This is a genomic window from Flagellimonas iocasae (assembly GCF_042682725.1).
GTDB lineage: Bacteria > Bacteroidota > Bacteroidia > Flavobacteriales > Flavobacteriaceae > Flagellimonas > Flagellimonas iocasae.
Window position 1 is genome coordinate 766,058 of record NZ_JBHUHU010000005.1, and the last position, 17,541, is coordinate 783,598.

At 43.2% G+C, this 17,541-nt stretch carries 11 protein-coding genes; 1 reads left to right on the forward strand and 10 read right to left on the reverse strand.

Going from position 1 to position 17,541, the window contains the following annotated elements; all coding sequences use genetic code 11:
- Positions 1–39: 39 nt before the first annotated feature.
- Genes ACFSJE_RS17275 through ACFSJE_RS17310 form a run of 8 tightly spaced genes read right to left on the reverse strand, consistent with a single transcriptional unit; the run spans position 40 to position 12,407 of the window.
- Positions 40–1,659: a sodium:solute symporter gene (locus ACFSJE_RS17275; RefSeq protein ID WP_379832122.1), complete on the reverse strand. Its 1,620-nt coding sequence runs from the start codon at positions 1,657–1,659 to the stop codon at positions 40–42.
- Between the two features lie 9 nt (positions 1,660–1,668).
- Entirely contained in the window at positions 1,669–2,850 is a 1,182-nt protein-coding gene (locus ACFSJE_RS17280) for an aldose epimerase family protein (protein ID WP_379832307.1), read from the reverse strand.
- Between the two features lie 38 nt (positions 2,851–2,888).
- Positions 2,889–4,394, reverse strand: a complete 1,506-nt coding sequence (gene araA / locus ACFSJE_RS17285; RefSeq protein WP_379832123.1) for an L-arabinose isomerase — start codon at positions 4,392–4,394, stop codon at positions 2,889–2,891.
- Positions 4,395–4,413: 19 nt separating this feature from the next.
- Positions 4,414–5,112 (reverse strand): L-ribulose-5-phosphate 4-epimerase, encoded by a 699-nt coding sequence (locus tag ACFSJE_RS17290; RefSeq protein WP_379832124.1) that lies wholly within the window; start codon positions 5,110–5,112, stop codon positions 4,414–4,416.
- Position 5,113: 1 nt separating this feature from the next.
- A complete protein-coding gene (locus tag ACFSJE_RS17295; RefSeq protein WP_379832125.1) occupies positions 5,114–6,790 on the reverse strand; it encodes a ribulokinase in 1,677 nt (558 codons plus the stop codon).
- A gap of 46 nt (positions 6,791–6,836) precedes the next feature.
- Positions 6,837–8,858, reverse strand: coding sequence for an alpha-L-arabinofuranosidase C-terminal domain-containing protein (locus ACFSJE_RS17300; protein WP_379832126.1), 2,022 nt, complete (start codon positions 8,856–8,858; stop codon positions 6,837–6,839).
- 14 nt (positions 8,859–8,872) lie between these two features.
- Positions 8,873–10,846 carry a glycoside hydrolase family 127 protein gene (locus ACFSJE_RS17305; RefSeq protein WP_379832127.1) on the reverse strand — a complete coding sequence of 658 codons (1,974 nt, stop codon included), beginning with the start codon at positions 10,844–10,846 and terminating at the stop codon, positions 8,873–8,875.
- A 7-nt stretch (positions 10,847–10,853) separates the two neighbouring features.
- Positions 10,854–12,407, reverse strand: a complete 1,554-nt coding sequence (locus ACFSJE_RS17310) for an alpha-N-arabinofuranosidase (RefSeq protein WP_379832128.1) — start codon at positions 12,405–12,407, stop codon at positions 10,854–10,856.
- A 265-nt stretch (positions 12,408–12,672) separates the two neighbouring features.
- Here ACFSJE_RS17310 and ACFSJE_RS17315 point away from each other — a divergent pair, with 265 nt between their 5' ends.
- Positions 12,673–13,410 carry an NUDIX hydrolase gene (locus ACFSJE_RS17315; protein ID WP_379832129.1) on the forward strand — a complete coding sequence of 246 codons (738 nt, stop codon included), beginning with the start codon at positions 12,673–12,675 and terminating at the stop codon, positions 13,408–13,410.
- Positions 13,411–13,436: 26 nt separating this feature from the next.
- Here ACFSJE_RS17315 and ACFSJE_RS17320 read toward each other — a convergent pair whose 3' ends face one another.
- Positions 13,437–14,804, reverse strand: a complete 1,368-nt coding sequence (locus ACFSJE_RS17320) for a DUF6055 domain-containing protein (RefSeq protein ID WP_379832130.1) — start codon at positions 14,802–14,804, stop codon at positions 13,437–13,439.
- Between the two features lie 27 nt (positions 14,805–14,831).
- Entirely contained in the window at positions 14,832–17,537 is a 2,706-nt protein-coding gene (locus tag ACFSJE_RS17325) for a DUF5695 domain-containing protein (protein ID WP_379832131.1), read from the reverse strand.
- Between the last annotated feature and the right edge of the window lie 4 nt (positions 17,538–17,541).

A 17,541-nucleotide genomic window follows, 5' to 3' on the forward strand; every position in this document is an offset into this window, starting at 1 on the left:
ACCTTACAGCTTTTTTTATTTTATTGATAAGAACTTTTATTATTGCCCGTTGAACCAGACCATCACATAAATTACAATGGCTACGATTACAATGGAAATAGCAATATCCTTCCAGTTATAACTGTTTTTGTTGTCTTTCTTCTCTTCTTCAGAAATTGTGGCATAGGTCAAATTCGCTACTTTTTCTGCCGGAGGCGCCGCAGTGGCGTAACTCACTACCAGTATCAAAATGATACAGAAAAGGAAGAACCATGACGCAAAGCTTAAAAAGTTCATGTCACCCAAGGTAAACCAGAAACTGGTTGGGTCAAGTGATTCCTTAACCAATTCCAGGACAATTCTCAAGGCTCCCACTATGAATCCAACAATCAAGGTCACAAATGCGCCTTGGGCGTTGATTCGCTTATGGAAGATACCCAACAAGAATACTGCAGTAATTGGCGGTGCAATGTATGATTGCACACTTTGAAGATATTCGTAAAGTACACCTGAAATGTTCGCCATAATCGGAATCCATATAATACCAATGATTACCACAATAACCGTGGCTATCTGACCGGTCCGAACCAATTTCTTCTCTGGTGTGTTTGGTCTCAATTTTTTATAGATATCAACCGTGAACAAAGTAGAGCACGAGTTGAACACTGAAGCCAAGGAGCTCATCAAAGCTGCCAACAGACCGGCAGCTACCAAACCTCTCAATCCAGATGGTAACAAATTACTCATTAAAACAGGGAATGCTTGGTCTGGAGTATCCCATTCCAACTGACCTCTCATTTTCAAAGTCAAGGCTATAACCCCTGGAATCAGGAACAAGAAAACGGGCATTAACTTCAACAAAGCACCAAAAATGGTTCCTCGTCTTCCCTCTTTAATATTCTTCGCGGTAAGGGCACGTTGCACAATATATTGGTCTGTACACCAATACCAAATACCGGTAATGGTACTTGCAATCAAAAGGGGCGGCCATGGAAAATCTGGGTCAGAAGCGGAGCGCCACATATTTAGATATTCCGGGGTCACTGTTTGCTTCATGCTTTCCCAACCGCCTACTTCATCCAATCCGATGACGGTAAGTGCTGCTGCACCAATAATCAATATAATAGCTTGAAGTGTTTCGGTATACACCACCGCGCGCATTCCACCCAAAATGGTGTACACACCGGTCAACACCACTGTAGCAATGGCACCCGTCCAAAAATCGATTCCCAACAACGCCGAAACCACTACACCACCGGCATAAATGGTCACGGAGATTTTGGTGAGCACGTAGGCCACAATGGAAAATACGGAAAGAATCCATCGGGAACGGGCGTCGAAACGCTTTTCCAAGAATTCGGGCATCGTGAAAACCCCAGCTCTGGCATAGAAGGGTAAAAAGACCCAGCCGAGAATCAAAACGACCCAAGCTTGAATCTCATAAATCAACATGGGCAGTCGGTCACCCGCACCTGCACCTGCCAATCCCACAACGTGTTCCGAACCAATGTTCGAGGCAAAAATGGATGCTCCAACAACAAACCATCCCACATTTCTACCGGCGAGGAAATAGTCTTCGGTATTTTCTTTCTTTTTTCCAATAACCCAAACGGCTATCCCTAAAAGCACTACAAAATATATGGATATGGTAATCCAATCAAAAGTATCCAATGTCTGCATGATGCTAGCTTATTTGGTTGAGAATTTAAAACTGGTGTGAGAACTGTAGGTCTCCCCAGGGTTTAATCGTGTGGTCGGGAATGCTTCCTGATTTGGAGAATCTGGATAGTGCTGTGTCTCCAAGCACAATCCTGAACGTTTTCCATAAACTCCACCTGTTTTTGAGGATAGGCTACCATCCAAGAAATTTCCGGTGTAGAATTGTATAGCGGGTTCATCTGTGTACACTTCCAACAATCGACCGGATTCTGGATGGTAGGCAGATGCTGCCAAACCAAAATTTTTGTCAGTGCCGTTCAGCACCCAGCAGTGGTCGTATCCTCCCCCTCGTTTAATCTGCTCATTATCCGCATTGATTTCCTCACCAACAGCTTTAGGTTCTGTGAAATCAAATGGAGTACCTTCCACCGAACGAATTTCCCCAGTGGGAATCAATCCGGCGTCCACAGGCAAATAAGCAGAAGCATTCAACATAACCTCGTTATCCAAAATATCTTTTGAAAAATCTCCAGAAAGATTGAAATAACTGTGTTGGGTAAGGTTTACCACAGTAGGTTTGTCTGTTACCGCTTCGTATTGAATGTCCAATTCATTATCGCCGGTCAAGGTGTAGGTAACTTTTACATCGAGTTTCCCGGGATATCCTTCTTCGCCATCCGCACTGGTATAGGTTAGCACCAAAGAAGCACCATCATCGGTACTTTCGGCTTCGGCAGCCCATACCACCTTATCGAATCCCTTTTGTCCGCCATGCAGGTGATTTTGACCATCGTTTTTGGCCAACGTATAGGTTTCACCATCAATGGAGAACTGACCTTTGGCGATACGGTTTCCATACCTACCAATCAATGCCCCAAAATAGGGAACACCTCCAAAATACGAATCCAAATCATTGAATCCGAGGACCACATCTTCATAATTCCCATTTTTGTCAGGAGCTGTCCAACGGGTAATGATACCACCATAAGTGATGACATCTATCTCCATACCTTTGGTATTGGTCAAGGTATATTTATCCACTTTTTGGCCATCGGGTGTTTCCCCAAAGGCACTTTTCTCTATATGGCTCTTCGCAGATTCAGTCTTCACCATGTCATTTTCTGGTTGGTTTTCTTTTTTATTTTCCTTACAGCCTATTAAAAGTGCTGCAAGAAAAACAAAAAATAGTAAAGAAGCTTTTATTGTCTTCATCATATTAGTTAGTTCAGTTAAATTTTCAATTCTATGTGCTACATGTTATGTTGAAACAAGTGGTAATAGGCTTCATTGGCATGTATCTGGTCCTTGAAACTTCTGATTCGCGTATTGTTGTCAATTACCAAAAGTTCTATACCAAAAATATCAGCAAAATCTTCCATGTACTCCGTGGTCAACGCTTGCGTATACACTGTATGGTGTGCTCCACCTGCCAATATCCAAGCCGTAGCTGCGATATCCAAGTTAGGTTTAGCATCCCATAGTACCCTGGCAACTGGCAATTTAGGCAAATCTGCCATAGGTTCAACAGCTTCAACCTCATTTACGATCAAACGGAATCGATTTCCCATATCTACCAAAGAAGCATTAAGTGCATCACCGGCAGGAGAATTGAATACCAAACGTACAGGGTCTTCCTTACCTCCGATACCCAACGGGTGTACTTCGCAAGAGGGTTTTCCACTGGCGATGGATGGGCAAATCTCCAACATGTGGGAGCCCAACACATAATCTTTTTCTGGGGTGAAGTGGTAGGTGTAATCTTCCATGAATGAAGTACCGCCGTCCAATCCTCTGGCCATTACTTTCATGGCACTAACCATGGCTGCTGTTTTCCAATCACCTTCACCACCAAATCCGTATCCATCAGCCATTAAACGCTGAACGGCCAAACCGGGCAGTTGGCGTAAAGCACCCAAGTTCTCGAAGGTATCGGTAAAGGCTTTAAAACCACCATCCTCCAAAAAGGCACGAAGTGCCAATTCAATCTTGGCAGCCTCAACTAGAGATTCTCGTTGTGCCCCTCCTTTTTTAAGGGCATCGGTCAAGGTATAGCTTGATTCATATTCTTCAAGCAATTGGTCAATTGACTTTTGGTCAAGTGTATCAATAATCTTAGTGATATCGGAAGAGTCGTAGGCATTCACCGCAACTCCGAAACGCATTTGCGCGGCTACTTTGTCACCTTCGGTAACGGCCACTTCCCTCATATTATCACCAAAACGGGCCACTTTCATGTTCTGAAGTTCGTGACAGCCTAACGCCACTCTTGACCAAATGCCTAATTTTTGTTGTACACGTGCATCTTTCCAATGCCCAACCACAACCTTGCGCTTTTTACGCATACGGGTCATCATAAAACCAAATTCACGGTCTCCGTGTGCAGATTGGTTCAAGTTCATAAAGTCCATATCAATACTATTCCATGGAATTTCTGCATTGAACTGGGTGTGAAGGTGGCACAACGGCTTGCTCAGCACCGTAAGTCCAGCTATCCACATTTTTGATGGAGAAAAGGTGTGCATCCACGCCACTACCCCAATACAATTTACATCATTGCTCGCCTCCCTGCATACAGCGGTAATTTCATCTGGAGTGGTCACCACAGGCTTGAACACCAAAGAAATGGGCAAATTCCCTGATCCATTTAATCCTTCTACAATACTCTTTGAGTTTGCGGCCACTTGTTTAAGTGTTTCAGGACCGTACAAATGTTGACTTCCTGTTACAAACCAAATCTCCTTTTCTGCTATTTTCATTTATTTAATTATTGGTTGGTCATTGACCGTAATAGGCATTTTTACCATGCTTACGTTCGTAATGTTTTTTTATTAAAGAGTCTTTTAATCTTGGGGCATTGGGATTTATCTGAAGTGTTAGATAGGCCATCTGCGCCACGGTCTCCAATACTTTAGTATTGTACACGGCCTTGGCCGCGTTTTTGCCCCAGGCAAAAGGACCGTGGTTCCCAATGAGAACCATCTCCACTTCATTGTAATCCAAGTTTCGGGATGAAAAACAATCCAAAATCTGGATTCCTGTGTTATGCTCGTAATTTCCTTCAATGAGGTCATCGGCCATAGGTGCCGCGCATGGGATATCTTGGGTCAAGTGGTCCGCATGTGTGGTACCAAAAATGGGAATATCGCGTTGCGCCTGTGCCCACGACACGGAGTACATTGCGTGGGTGTGGGCCACACCGCCAATATTTTCCCAGTTTTTATAGAGGTAACTATGGGTTTTGGTATCGGACGAAGGCCGTAAATCGCCTTCAACCACATTATTGTCATAGTCCAAGATGACCATGTCCGACGGTTTCAATTTTTCGTAGGGCACTCCACTGGGTTTTATGGCAAAAACACCATTGTCCCGGTCAACCGCACTAACATTGCCGAAGGTATAAATGACCAAACCAAGGGCATTGAGCTCCATATTGGCTTCGTAGCATTCTTCTTTCAGCGATTTATATTTTGACATTTTAAGCTTTTTTATTGGTTTGTTCTTCCACAAATTGACCAAGTGCTTTGTAAGATTCCATTAATTTGGCATAAGTCTCCACTTGGGAAGCCTGTGGAAAATATTCGGCTTCAAATTCACTACCCATTACTTTGCTGGCCTCAATCACGGATTCATAAATCCCAGCTGCCGTAGCCGCATAAATAGCAGCTCCCAAAGCAGGTGCTTGGTCAGATTCAGCAACCTTTATGGGCATATTCAAGACATTGGCCAAGGTTTGCATAATGAAAGGTGACTTTCTAGCCACCCCTCCAATACCGATGACAGATTCAATCTTTACGCCTTCTTCTTCAAATCGGTTTACGATCATTTTTGAACCAAAACAGATAGAATTTACCAGCGCCTTGAAAATATGTGGGGCTTTTGTTCCCAATGAAATTCCGGTTATGGCGCTTTTCAATTCTTGATTTGCATCCGGAGTTCTTCTACCATTGACCCAATCGAGCGCCATGGGCACCACTTCTGAAAGTGGAATGGCTTCGGCCTGTTCGGCCAAGGTTCTGATGAACTTTGCTTCTACTTCTTCCTGCAATTGTTTCTTTACCTCATCAGACAACACTGATGACTTCATCACGAGATTGTCCATTGGCCAAGCCAAAACATTTTTGAACCACGCCAAAACATCTCCAAAAGCAGATTGACCTGCTTCCAATCCCATCAAACCAGGAATAACGGAGCCATCAACTTGACCACAAATTCCTTTTACGGTTTTATCTCCTACCGCATCGTGGGTGGAAACCATAATGTCACAGGTAGAAGTACCCATCACACGAACCAAGGCATGATGGTCTACTTTGGCCCCAACCGCTCCGGCATGGGCATCAAAAGTTCCTACGGCAAGTATGGTATTGGTGGTAAGCCCTAATTTGTTGGCCCATTCTTCATTCAAATGACCTGCAATCTCATTGGACGTATAGGTTTCGTCATACAATTTATCTCGAAGGGATGCCAAATAAGGATCTAACTTGGAGAGAAATTCTTGGGATGGCAACCCGCCCCAGCTTTCGTGCCACATAGCTTTATGGCCCGCAGCACATCTGCTTCGCTTGAATGTTTCTAAATCTTTATTGTCCGCCAACAAATACGTGATGTAATCGCAATGTTCCATCCATGTATGGGTAGCCTCAACAACACTTTTATCTTCCCGAGCCACATGAAGAATCTTGGCCCAAAACCATTCGGAGGAATAAATACCTCCTTCAAACTTTGTGTAGTCCTCGCCACCCCAACTTCGGGCCAATTCGTTGATCTCATTGGCTTCTTTCACTGCGGTGTGGTCTTTCCACAATACCATCATGGCATTGGGATTTTCTTCAAATCCTTCGACCAAGGCCAAAGGGGTTCCTTCTTTTGTCAAAGGCATGGGTGACGACCCTGTGGTGTCAATACAAATTCCCACAATGGTTTCTGGATTCACTCCGCTTTGGGTAACCACAGCTTTTATGGTGTGTTCCAAACCTTCAATATGATCCAAGGGATGCTGCCTAAACTGGTTGATTCCAGGTTTGCAATATTTCTGCTCTTTCCAGCGGGGATACCAAAAGACCTCTGAGGCCAACTCCGCTCCATTTTCCGTATCAATCAAAACCGCTCTAACCGAGTCGGAACCATAATCCAATCCTATTACGTACTTTTTCATTCTTTGGGTTAGTATCTGGGACTTCTGCAGACCCCGAAAACATAGTTTATAAAATTTTAATTTTTATGACATTCATTGAGTAGGGTTCGGCAGTAACTTCGACCATTCCGTTGCTCACTGCCAATGTACTTTCTTTAGGGCTTATTTTATCCGGAGATTCAAATGAATTTACAACTTGTAGATCATTGCTCTGCAAGGTTGAGACTGTTCCTGTATTTCCAAGATTTCCGTTGCTTGCCGTAAGTTTCAACGCTTGAGGATGCGATTCCGTATTTATTATTTTCACAATAAGCTCTCCTGTTGTGGAGTCCTTAACCGCGCTGGCATAGAGTCCATCCTGACCTATCAGTGTTTTTTCATCCTCTGTAATCGTCAATAAATCGGTTCCCGCATTGGTGGAATACATCTTTTGGACCTGATAATTGGCCGTTCCATACGATTCCAAGTTGTTGAACCATATCATATCTGGCGTCCATTGCCACGCATCGGCATGGGCCATGAGCGGAGCGTATGAGGTGAGGTATACCAAGTCCGCATTCCGTTCCAAGCCTGTCATGAAAGCAGCTTCGGATAGGGCACAATCCCAGTTGTTTTCGTTTTCCGGGCTTGCTATGGCGACACTCTGTGCCGCATATTCACCCGCAAAAACCTTGGGACCGTTTCGGTCATAGCTATCATATCGAGTTGCATTATCACGGAACCACTGGGGTGGACGGTAATAGTGTTCATCCACAATTTCGGCATTCATTTGCTTGAGTTGTTCCCAGCCGTATTCAAAATAATCACCATCAGGGAAAGGTCCACTACCGGAAACGATGATGATTTCTGGATACTTCGCTTTTAGGGCCTTTTCAAAAATGGCATAGCGCTCAATGTATTCTGGACCCCATTGCTCATTTCCGATGCCAATGTATTTCATATTGAAGGGTTCTGGATGGCCCATATCGGCCCTAACCTTGCCCCAAGCGGTATTGGTATCGCCATTGGCAAACTCAATAAGATCCAATGCATCTTGCACATAGGGATCTAATTCATCCAAAGGCACCAACTCTCCTGTATTGAATTGACAAGCAATACCACATCCCAAAATAGGAAGTGGTTCTGCCCCCAAATCTTCAGACAATTGGAAATATTCAAAAAATCCCAATCCAAAACTTTGATAGTAGTCTGGAGTGGGTCTGTGATTGAACTCTGTATTCCAACGATTGACCAAAATCTCCCTTTCTTCGATATCGCCAACGGTCTTTTTCCACTGATAGCGTCTTGCCAAAGTTCTTCCTTCAACAATACAACCTCCTGGGAAACGCAAAAATCCGGGATTTAAATCATACAGCAATTGCACCAAATCTTTTCGAAGCCCTTTTTCCCTGCCCATCCACGTATCGGTGGGAAACAAGGAAATCATATCCAAGTCTATGACACCTGTACCTTCAAACGTAATTTTGACCTTGGCCTTCATTTCTGATTTTGAGGCGGTGAACTTAGACTCGTAGGTGCTCCACGAATCAGACTCTGGAACTATTGCTGTTTCTCCAAGGACATTATCCAAGGAATCCAATAGTTGAAATTTGATGCGTTGGATATTTCCTGAATTTTTCGCCGCCTTGAGCGACAGTTTGTATTCGGCATCTTTGGCGACTCCCATACCGCGGAAGCCTTCATTGATGAGAACGTATCCTTGGTCATTGTTGACCTTGACCCTGGCGTAATTATGGTTTTGGGCATCACCGGCATATTTTACAACACTCATGATCCCCGACTCCTTATTATAGGAATGCCGATCGCTATTGGGTTCAATCCAACCGGTTTTTGGTAGGGTGAACTCAAAAGAACGGTTCTTTATCATTTCGGCATAAAGTCCACCATCTGCGGCAAAGTTGATGTCTTCAAAGAAGACTCCGTACATGGTAGGTTGAATCTTGATTCCGGTGTCACCCAAATCAACCACCAAATCACGGTTTACAGCAGTGGCGTCCGCAACGGCTTCTTTGTTCTCTGTTTTACAAGAGACAAGGCTCACCATGGCCATTAATCCCAAAAAATACTTCACCGTTACACGCCTCTTCATCTTTCTACGAATTTTTAGTTAGCTTCTGCTGGCAACCACACCTTCATTTTGCCGATTCCTCTGTTGGACCAAGCGTAATACGGTATTGCGGTCAGTTTATCATTAGAAATAGTACTTACACCTCCTAAAAGGTCAGGCTGCATTTCAACTTTAAACTGCTCGTTTGAAGTCAATTTGATGTTATCAAAATCTCCTTTATTGTCGATTTCCTCAACTGCGTATACAATTGGACCGTATTCCAAGGACATTTTACCTTTATCTTCTTCAACCAATGGATTGGCAATCACTTTTCTCACTTCCATTGGGAATTCCAAATTCACAACATCACCGGCTTTCCACTCGCGGGTAACGGTGTAGTAACCGTTGTCCGCCATTGCATCGATGGCTTCTCCATTGATTGTGATGGTATTGCTTTCATCAACCTGGTTGGCATAGTGATACAAGTCACTTGGCAGCACTTCATTTCTTGCCCATCCTGGAATCCTGAACTTCATGGTAAATTCACCAGTTTCCGCAGGATCTACAGTAAGTTTTACTTTCCCATTCCATGGATATGAGGTCTCTTGCGCTACTTTTACCGATTGATCTTTAAGATCAACGGTAGCTTCATTGCCTGCATAAAGGTTTACGAACACGGTATCATCCGTTTTGGAATAAATCAACCCGGGCATCGCTGGAATAAATCGAATGACATTGGTTGGACAGCAAGAGCAATCGAACCAATCTTTACGTGTACAAGCGCCTTGATTGAATTTGTAAACTCCATCAGACTCCAACGCATTGGGGTAGAAGAATTTCTCACCATCCAAGGAAAGACCTGAAATAAGTCCGTTGTACAAGGTGCGCTCAATAACATCAAAATATTTTACATCACCCGTAAGGTTATGCAATCTATGGTTCCAATATACATCTCCGATAGATGCACAGGTTTCATTGTAAGCGGTTAAATTGGGAAGCTCATAATTTTCACCAAAAGCCTCACCTTCATGCAACGCACCTATACCTCCTGTGATATACATTTTCTTGTTGACCATGTTGTCCCAAAGGGCGTTCACGGCTTTCAAATAGGCCGTATCCTTTTCAATGGCGGCGATATCCGTCATACCCGCATACATATAAACCGCTCTTACGGCATGGCCCACTACCTCATCTTGCTCAACAACGGGCAAGTGATCTTGTGAGTAAGGTCCGAAAAGCTCGTGGTTTTCAGGATCCCCTCTGTGATCAAGGAAATATTTGGCGAGATCAAAGTATTCTTTCTTTCCGGTAACCTCATATAATTTAATGAGTCCGGTTTCAATAATCTGGTGCCCAGGAACCGCAGCAATTTTTCCTTCGCCATCACCAAAAGTTTTCACCATAAGGTCGGCATTTTTAAGAGCGATGTCCAAGAAATTTCTCTTCCCGGTAGCTTTGTAGTGAACAGCTGCAGCCTCAAACAAGTGCCCAGCATTGTACAACTCATGGCTCATGGCCAAATACTCCCATCGTTTTCCTTCTTCAACCTTAACCCATTCTGCAGGTGGTTTGGCTGGGTTGATGGTTCTCCACGTAGTCAGATATCCGTCAGCTTCTTGACCCACTTTTATAATGGACACCAAGGAATCCAACAAGGTTTCCAATTGTGGGTTTGGGGCACTGATCAAGGAGTTTGATGCTCCTTCAATAATTTTGTATACGTCGGTATCATCAAAAGGCATGGCACCTTTTACGGAGCCTTCCATTTCACCGCCGGCAATCAAGAAGTTGTCAAATCGACCTTCTTCATCACATTTTTCCAAAGCGAATTCAATGGTTTTTTCTTGAACTCTTTGAATGATAGGCAACCAAAATTCATCTGTCAGTTTTACGTGCCTGATGTTTACCGCTTCAATGGGATAACCCTCCTTCACCTCTGCCTTTGGCTCTTCTTGTTGTTTTTGGGTATCCGTCTTACACGATACCAAAAGGGCCAAAAGACCCACTGCTAGAATAATTCCTTTTTTCATTTTACTACTATTTACCTTCTAATACGATCAGGGAGTGTGCAGGCACATCCATTGAGAGTACTCCTTTTTTAAGTTTAAAATCTTTAAATTCAACTGGTACCACGTTATCTGGATCGTTGAATGAGTTATGGTCTTGAAGTTTTTCCGAAGTCAGTATCTGGGCCTTGATATTTTTGATGTCCAGGTCACCCAAATTTACTTCCACCGCTTTTTCCGCTTTGGAAGCTATATTGACCAAAGAAATATGAACCGAATTGTCCGCAGCCTTTGATGCTGATACTGAAATTACTGGAAGTCCTCGGAATTCAGCATTGTTTTCAATTTTTGATGGAAGCAACAAAGCATCTTGATGCACTTTATACATGTTCATGACATGGTAGGTTGGCGTCTTGATCATTTTTTCCTCATCGGTTAGGATCACTGCCTGAAGCACATTCACCATCTGGGCCAAATTTGCCATCTTTACCCGTTTAGCATGGTTGTTAAAAGTGTTGAGAACCGTACCGGCAATCATCACATCACGAATGGTGTTTTGTTGGTAAAGTACCCCATTTTGCACCTCTGGTTCAGCATCATACCAACCACCCCATTCATCCACAAAAAGGTCTACATTTCCTTCAGGATCATATTTGTCCATAATGGCGATATGCTTGGTGACGTACTCTTCCATTTTTAGAGCTTGCTCCATGCTTTTAAAGTAGATTTCTTCATCAAAATTGACGGAAGGACCTTTTGCATCCCAATTGAAAACGGCATAATCGTGCAGGGCAACGGCGTCCATTAAGTTGTGGGGAACGTTTTTCATCAAGGTCTCCGTCCAATGGTAATCATCTTCCGAAGCACCCGAAGCAATTCGGTATACACCACCACTATTATTCCAATCCGACATAAAGGTGGCATATTTTCTATAGATATCGGAGTAGTATTCGGCGGTCATATTTCCACCACAACCCCAAGTTTCATTGCCAACTCCCCAGTATTTTACATTCCAAGGCTCCTCTCTTCCGTTCTCACGTCTCCAATCGGCCATTGGGCTCACCCCATCATGATTGGTGTACTGCATCCAATCAACTAATTCTTGTACGGTTCCACTTCCAACGTTAGCAGACAGGTAGGGTTCCGCCCCCAAAACCTCACAAAGATTCAAAAAGTTGTGGGTACCAAAGCTGTTGTCTTCGGTAGTACCTCCCCACCAGCGGTTTACAATTGTAGGGCGGTCTTCTTGTGGACCCACACCGTCTTTCCAGTGGTAAGTATCCGCAAAACAACCTCCAGGCCAACGCAAATTGGGAATATTAAGCTCCTTTAATGCGGCGATGATGTCATTACGAACACCTTCAGTATTGGGAATGATCTTGTTGTCTTCCCCAACATAAAGACCATCATAAATACATCGTCCTAAATGCTCTGCAAAATGCCCATAAATGTGTTTACTGATTTGAACAGAGTCCGTGTTCTTACCAATTTGAACGGTTACCGGCTGTTGCGCTGAGAGAATTGTGGGTAATACAACGGTCAATAAGACCACTGCATATCTAAAAACATACGCACTAGTTTTCATATTCGGAAGGTTTAAAAAGCCATGGCAAGACCATGGCCTTACTAAAATTACTAAGCTTAAAACTAACTCAAAAATAGGCTTCGCGCTGCGAAAAACCTATTGATTAATTTTAAAGTGTATCTTACACACTAGTAAAGAACGTAAAGAATTTTGGAATTTCCAAGAATTACCGTTAAAAAAATGTTATTCCACCCCCCCAAATAATTTTTTGTGTTTACCTTACAAACATTTGCTTAACCCAATAAGATTTAGGATTTTAGTCCTTATGAAAATAATCAACGACCTAGAAGAAGCCGAGGACCTAAACATGCAACTCAATTTTTATGATAAAGAAGATCAAGCGCTTTTGGCAGTTGACTGTATCATATTTGGTTTTGACAAGGAAAACCTGAAAATATTGCTCATTAAACGGAATTTTGAGCCCGAAAAAGGAAAGTGGTCACTTATAGGTGGTTTCCTCAAAAAAACAGAGAATCTTGATCAAGCCGCAGTACGGGTGCTTCATACACTTACCGGTCTTACCGATATTTATATGGAGCAATTGTACACTCACAGTAAAATTGACCGAGATCCAGGTCAGCGTACAATCTCTGTTTCCTATTATGCATTGATAGATGTTGAATCACACAAATTTGATGGTATTCAAATTGATTCTGCCCGTTGGTTTGAACTCAGTGAAGCCCCCGAGTTAATTTTTGACCATACCGAAATGATCAAAAAGGCCATGGCCAGACTTCGAAGAAGAGCCCTAACCAAACCTATCGGTTTTGAGCTGCTTCCCGAGAAATTCACCATGAGACAGCTTCAAAATCTTTACGAATCCATTTTGGACAAAAAACTGGATAAAAGAAATTTCATCAACAAAATCAATTCCATGGATGTATTAATCAAACTTGATGAAAAGGATATGACCGTTTCTAGAAAAGGTGCCTACCTCTACGTTTTTGATAAAGAGAAATACAACAAGAAAGTAGAGGAAGACGGGTTTATCTTTAAAATTTAAAAATACCCTTCTTCCCCTTCTCTTATTTATTGTTCTGCAACTTCCGTTCCCGTTAATTTAAATTGATAAGGCCATTCCTCATCAGGAGTCGGTTCTGTATTTTCGTCACCTCTTCTTCTTCGCATGGGTCTTGACCAATGCTCTGTTGGGGCGCCTGTTACTACCAACCATAAATATTCGGTGTTGGACGGTACTTCAAAACTTGCCTTTCCATTACTATCACTGAACATGTCGCTGTATACTCGCTCCCCATTGCTCAATGAAGCCACAAAACCATAACGCCATCCCGCTTTTTCAACCTGTACCTTTTCGTAGGCATCATCTCCGGCAATTCCTTTAAAATCCAGCTCCACTGTGGTTCCTGCCGAAGGCACCTCCAATTTAATACCATTATATCCATAATTTTGTGGAACGTTTACAATATCGATTTGATACCATCCATTTTGCAATTGGTTCACTTTGGTATAGTGCATATTTGCATATTGACTGGCTACGGATTCCACTCGGTCCAAATCCCAGGTCATGAATCTGCTTGAAGCATCATAAATTTCAGCGTTGAACTCCTCTTGTGAGAGATTGTTCAATCTTTTATAGGTCATCACAGGATCTTCGCCTTCTTGGGTACTTCTCATAAGCTCTCCGAAGAATTTCTTTCCGTGCTTTTGAGACCAATATTCAATCACATACGGCGAATGATACATGTTTGTTGGGTGCATGAATCCGTAATGTGTTCCTTTGAGATAGTCCACCAAGTGATAGTTTTCAAACGTCATCCATTCTGGATATACCTGCCAAAGCATGTACTGGGCAGACATTTCCATGATGGGTCCACGGGGTCCGGTACCGGAATCAGCTCGACTCAAATATTGAAAACTATGCCCCAATTCGTGGGCCAATACCCCATAAGGCTCTTTGTTCACACGGATAGCAGGGGTCCAGAAAATCCCGATTTTATCCTCAGACCCGCCACCAAAAGCAGTTTGAGACTCAGCCTGAATCACATAAACCAAGACTTTGTATTTGTCGGTATAGGAACTATCCTTTTTCACCAAGGCCAAATCGTTCACAAAAACGTCATACGTACGTTCGGATTCTTTCAACATTCGCTCTGGATTGAAACGCAATGTGGAATCTTGATTGGACATGGGGTCGTTGCCATAATCCTTGTGCCAAAAAATGGCAATATTGTCACCTTCAATCATTCGGTCATAACTAAAATCACTGTTTGGGTCATCATAGTTATTCCCTTCTGGCACCCTGTACACCTCTTTTGGAATATAAAGTTCCTTAGGGACACTTGGTTCCTCTTCTTCCTTTTTCTTGGTGTTGCAAGAAATCATCAATACGACTAAAAGGGCCGATACGACTTGAAGTGTGGTTCTAAGGTTTTTCATTTATCCAATTATGAGGTTGATTAAAAATTATAATGTTATGGTCAATCCCTTTTTAGGCAACTCAATTTTATAAGCTCCCCTTACTTTCTCGTAGGGCAAGCTGATGTTTTCCGCTTCAACCCTTAAAAAAGCATTGGGCGTATACTCATCTTTACCGCCCAAAGTGATTTCAATTTTATCTGTTTTAGTGTTATAGCTCACCTTATCAAAAGTTCCAGCATCCAAAGTCAACCATAATTTTTTAGGCGCGATGTATACCCTAGATTTGGAAGCGGTGGTGATATCCACTTCAACCACGTCTCCTTTTTGGGTCAAGTTTCCGCCAAACGCCAACCATCCTAAATCTTTGTCTTGAGTGATGTAGGATGCAGAGTTCACAGCATAACCGTAAAATCCGGAACCGTAGTCTCCTGTGATACCATCAATCTCCAAAGTTGATGGAAAGGAGTGAAAGGCAGCCGGTCCAAAACCATCTTGAGTGATATTTGAGATGCCTCCCAAAAGACCTCCGTATCCAACTTTCAACAGATATAGATCTTCAGGGTTTTTTCTGAAGTGTTTCAAAACAGGAATGGCATTCAATGAAGACCCATAGTGATGGATTTGGCGTTCCACTCGGGATGTTTTTCCGGCCTTACCACCATACAAGAAATCCCAATATCTTCTGGCATTACCATTGTATGCCCAATGCGGCATGGTAGGCATATAAGCCAAAATAGCACTCAACGTAACCCATGCTTTTCGATCGTAGCCAAAATAATCAGACCACATATATACCTCTTCCTGTCCGGTGGAGTCCCAAGGCATTTCACTACCGAATGGATAATCCAATGCTTCCCAATGGTCGGCTCGTTTTTTCATTCTAGCTTCCAAATCGGTGGCCATATCTTTGAAAGCTTCATTTTTAAGGTCTTCCAAAATCAAAAGGAAAACCGAGCCTTCCATTTGCCCGAATTGGGCATAGTATGGCGCTTTTTCCACCATGGCCACACTTGTATGGTAGGCATTTTCCAAATACCACTGCCATAATCTGTTGTCTACCAGGCCTTCATGATATCGTGCCAAACGATACATTACCCAATACGCGGCTGCTACGTGAGGATAATTATATGATCTACCAGGGTCGTTGGCATGCTTGTGATCCCACGCAGCCCAGGTTTTATAATTGATTTCGTCACTGTAGGTCCCTTTGGGAAGAGAATCTGGTTCGTAGTAGTACAAACTTTTCTTGACCCCATATTTAAGCGGACCATCGCTATACTGAATTCCACCCCACAAGGTGTTGTCCACAAACTTTTGAAGCTTTACGATTTCCTCGCGATCAGGTTGCACCAATTGCTTCATTACAGCGGCCAACCAACTCCCGGCCCCACCTTCATCACTTAAACCGCTGATCCAAACTCTACTGTCTTGAACTACTTGTTCTTTTTTGTCATAATCGTAGGTAATGGACGATGGATTTCTCCCAAATGGGTCGTTGGGGTCATCGAACCATTGCTCGTTGGTCAAAAAGCTACCAAAATCAGCAATTACTTCCTCTTCCGGCTTGATTACCTTGTAGTTGATAGTCTGTTTGAGTCCATCCGCATAGGTAACGGTCACTCTAGCCCTTCCCCATTTCTTTCCAGAAACTTTATATTTTTTTGAACCCGATGCGGTAGCACCTTCTTCTTTAATTTCCAATGCGCCTTTTGGCTCTACGGTGATGGAACTGACTCCACTTTTGTAGTTAAGGAACAGCTGAGCCTCCACATCTTGGGGCACCACATAACCGGGAACTCCAGTTGCAACAGGTCGCTCTTCTTTCACTAAGGTTTCTTGAACATTTTTGATGCCTTCTGAAAGTACCAGCTTCAATGCGAAATTCTTGGTTTCGTTGGGTTGTAGAGTCAGAGAGGTTGGTGTGTTCCATTGCTCCACGCCTTTCCACTCATTCTCTGCATAGGCTTTGCTGTATACCATCCATTCGTGGAATCCTTCAAACACAATACTTCTTGGTGTAGGATCATCCAAAAGTGGTCGGTATGCTTCAAAAGACATATTTTCCTTTGGAAGCACCAACAATGCAGGCCCTCTTCCGCTGAGACGCTTCACCTCCAAATAACCAGCATCTTTTCCAATGTAAGGATCAAAGAATACGTTTTGGGCGTGGGTCTCCGTCAATGATTTTCCTTCCAAAATATTGTTGAAGATCATGGGAACCCCCAATGCGCCAATTTCAACTGGGGTGGTTTGTGTATTGGTGATTTCAAAACGCATGACCAATTGGTCATTGTCCAGTTCATAATAGCGTTTTATGGACACGGGAATGTCTTTTGGCAAGGTATTGGCCAAATCGGCAGCAGCCAAAACGTTACCACTGACTGTCAATGGTGTGACCTCTGCTCTTGTGGTTGCTGTGGAAAAATCCATCCAGTTTCCGTTGGCATCCTTTATTCTAAGGTTGATGTCCCCCAAATGATAGAGACTATCCTTGTCCCGTAGTTCCAATCGGTCCCCCGGAGTGAAGTCGAAGTTGGTCGACCTTCCCGTACTTGGACGAAGGGCCGCTACCGTCTGAGATGCCTTGACCAATTTCAATTGAAAATCGGGTGTACTGAATTTCTGATACACCTCTGCTATACCCAAAGTGGGCTCACGCTGTTCTATCCTGCCCCAATACCCTTGGGCCTCCATTCTAAAAATGGTACTGAAAAACAATACCAATCCTATCCATAATAGTTTCTTTTTCATCTCA

Coding starts and splice junctions, on each gene's coding strand:
- ACFSJE_RS17315 (WP_379832129.1), top strand. CDS start 12,673: ATGAAAATAATCAACGACCTAGAAGAAGCCGAGGACCTAAACATGCAA.
- ACFSJE_RS17310 (WP_379832128.1), bottom strand. CDS start 12,407: ATGAAAACTAGTGCGTATGTTTTTAGATATGCAGTGGTCTTATTGACC.
- ACFSJE_RS17325 (WP_379832131.1), bottom strand. CDS start 17,537: ATGAAAAAGAAACTATTATGGATAGGATTGGTATTGTTTTTCAGTACC.
- ACFSJE_RS17320 (WP_379832130.1), bottom strand. CDS start 14,804: ATGAAAAACCTTAGAACCACACTTCAAGTCGTATCGGCCCTTTTAGTC.
- ACFSJE_RS17305 (WP_379832127.1), bottom strand. CDS start 10,846: ATGAAAAAAGGAATTATTCTAGCAGTGGGTCTTTTGGCCCTTTTGGTA.
- ACFSJE_RS17275 (WP_379832122.1), bottom strand. CDS start 1,659: ATGCAGACATTGGATACTTTTGATTGGATTACCATATCCATATATTTT.
- ACFSJE_RS17290 (WP_379832124.1), bottom strand. CDS start 5,112: ATGTCAAAATATAAATCGCTGAAAGAAGAATGCTACGAAGCCAATATG.
- ACFSJE_RS17280 (WP_379832307.1), bottom strand. CDS start 2,850: ATGAAGACAATAAAAGCTTCTTTACTATTTTTTGTTTTTCTTGCAGCA.
- ACFSJE_RS17300 (WP_379832126.1), bottom strand. CDS start 8,858: ATGAAGAGGCGTGTAACGGTGAAGTATTTTTTGGGATTAATGGCCATG.
- ACFSJE_RS17295 (WP_379832125.1), bottom strand. CDS start 6,790: ATGAAAAAGTACGTAATAGGATTGGATTATGGTTCCGACTCGGTTAGA.
- araA (WP_379832123.1), bottom strand. CDS start 4,394: ATGAAAATAGCAGAAAAGGAGATTTGGTTTGTAACAGGAAGTCAACAT.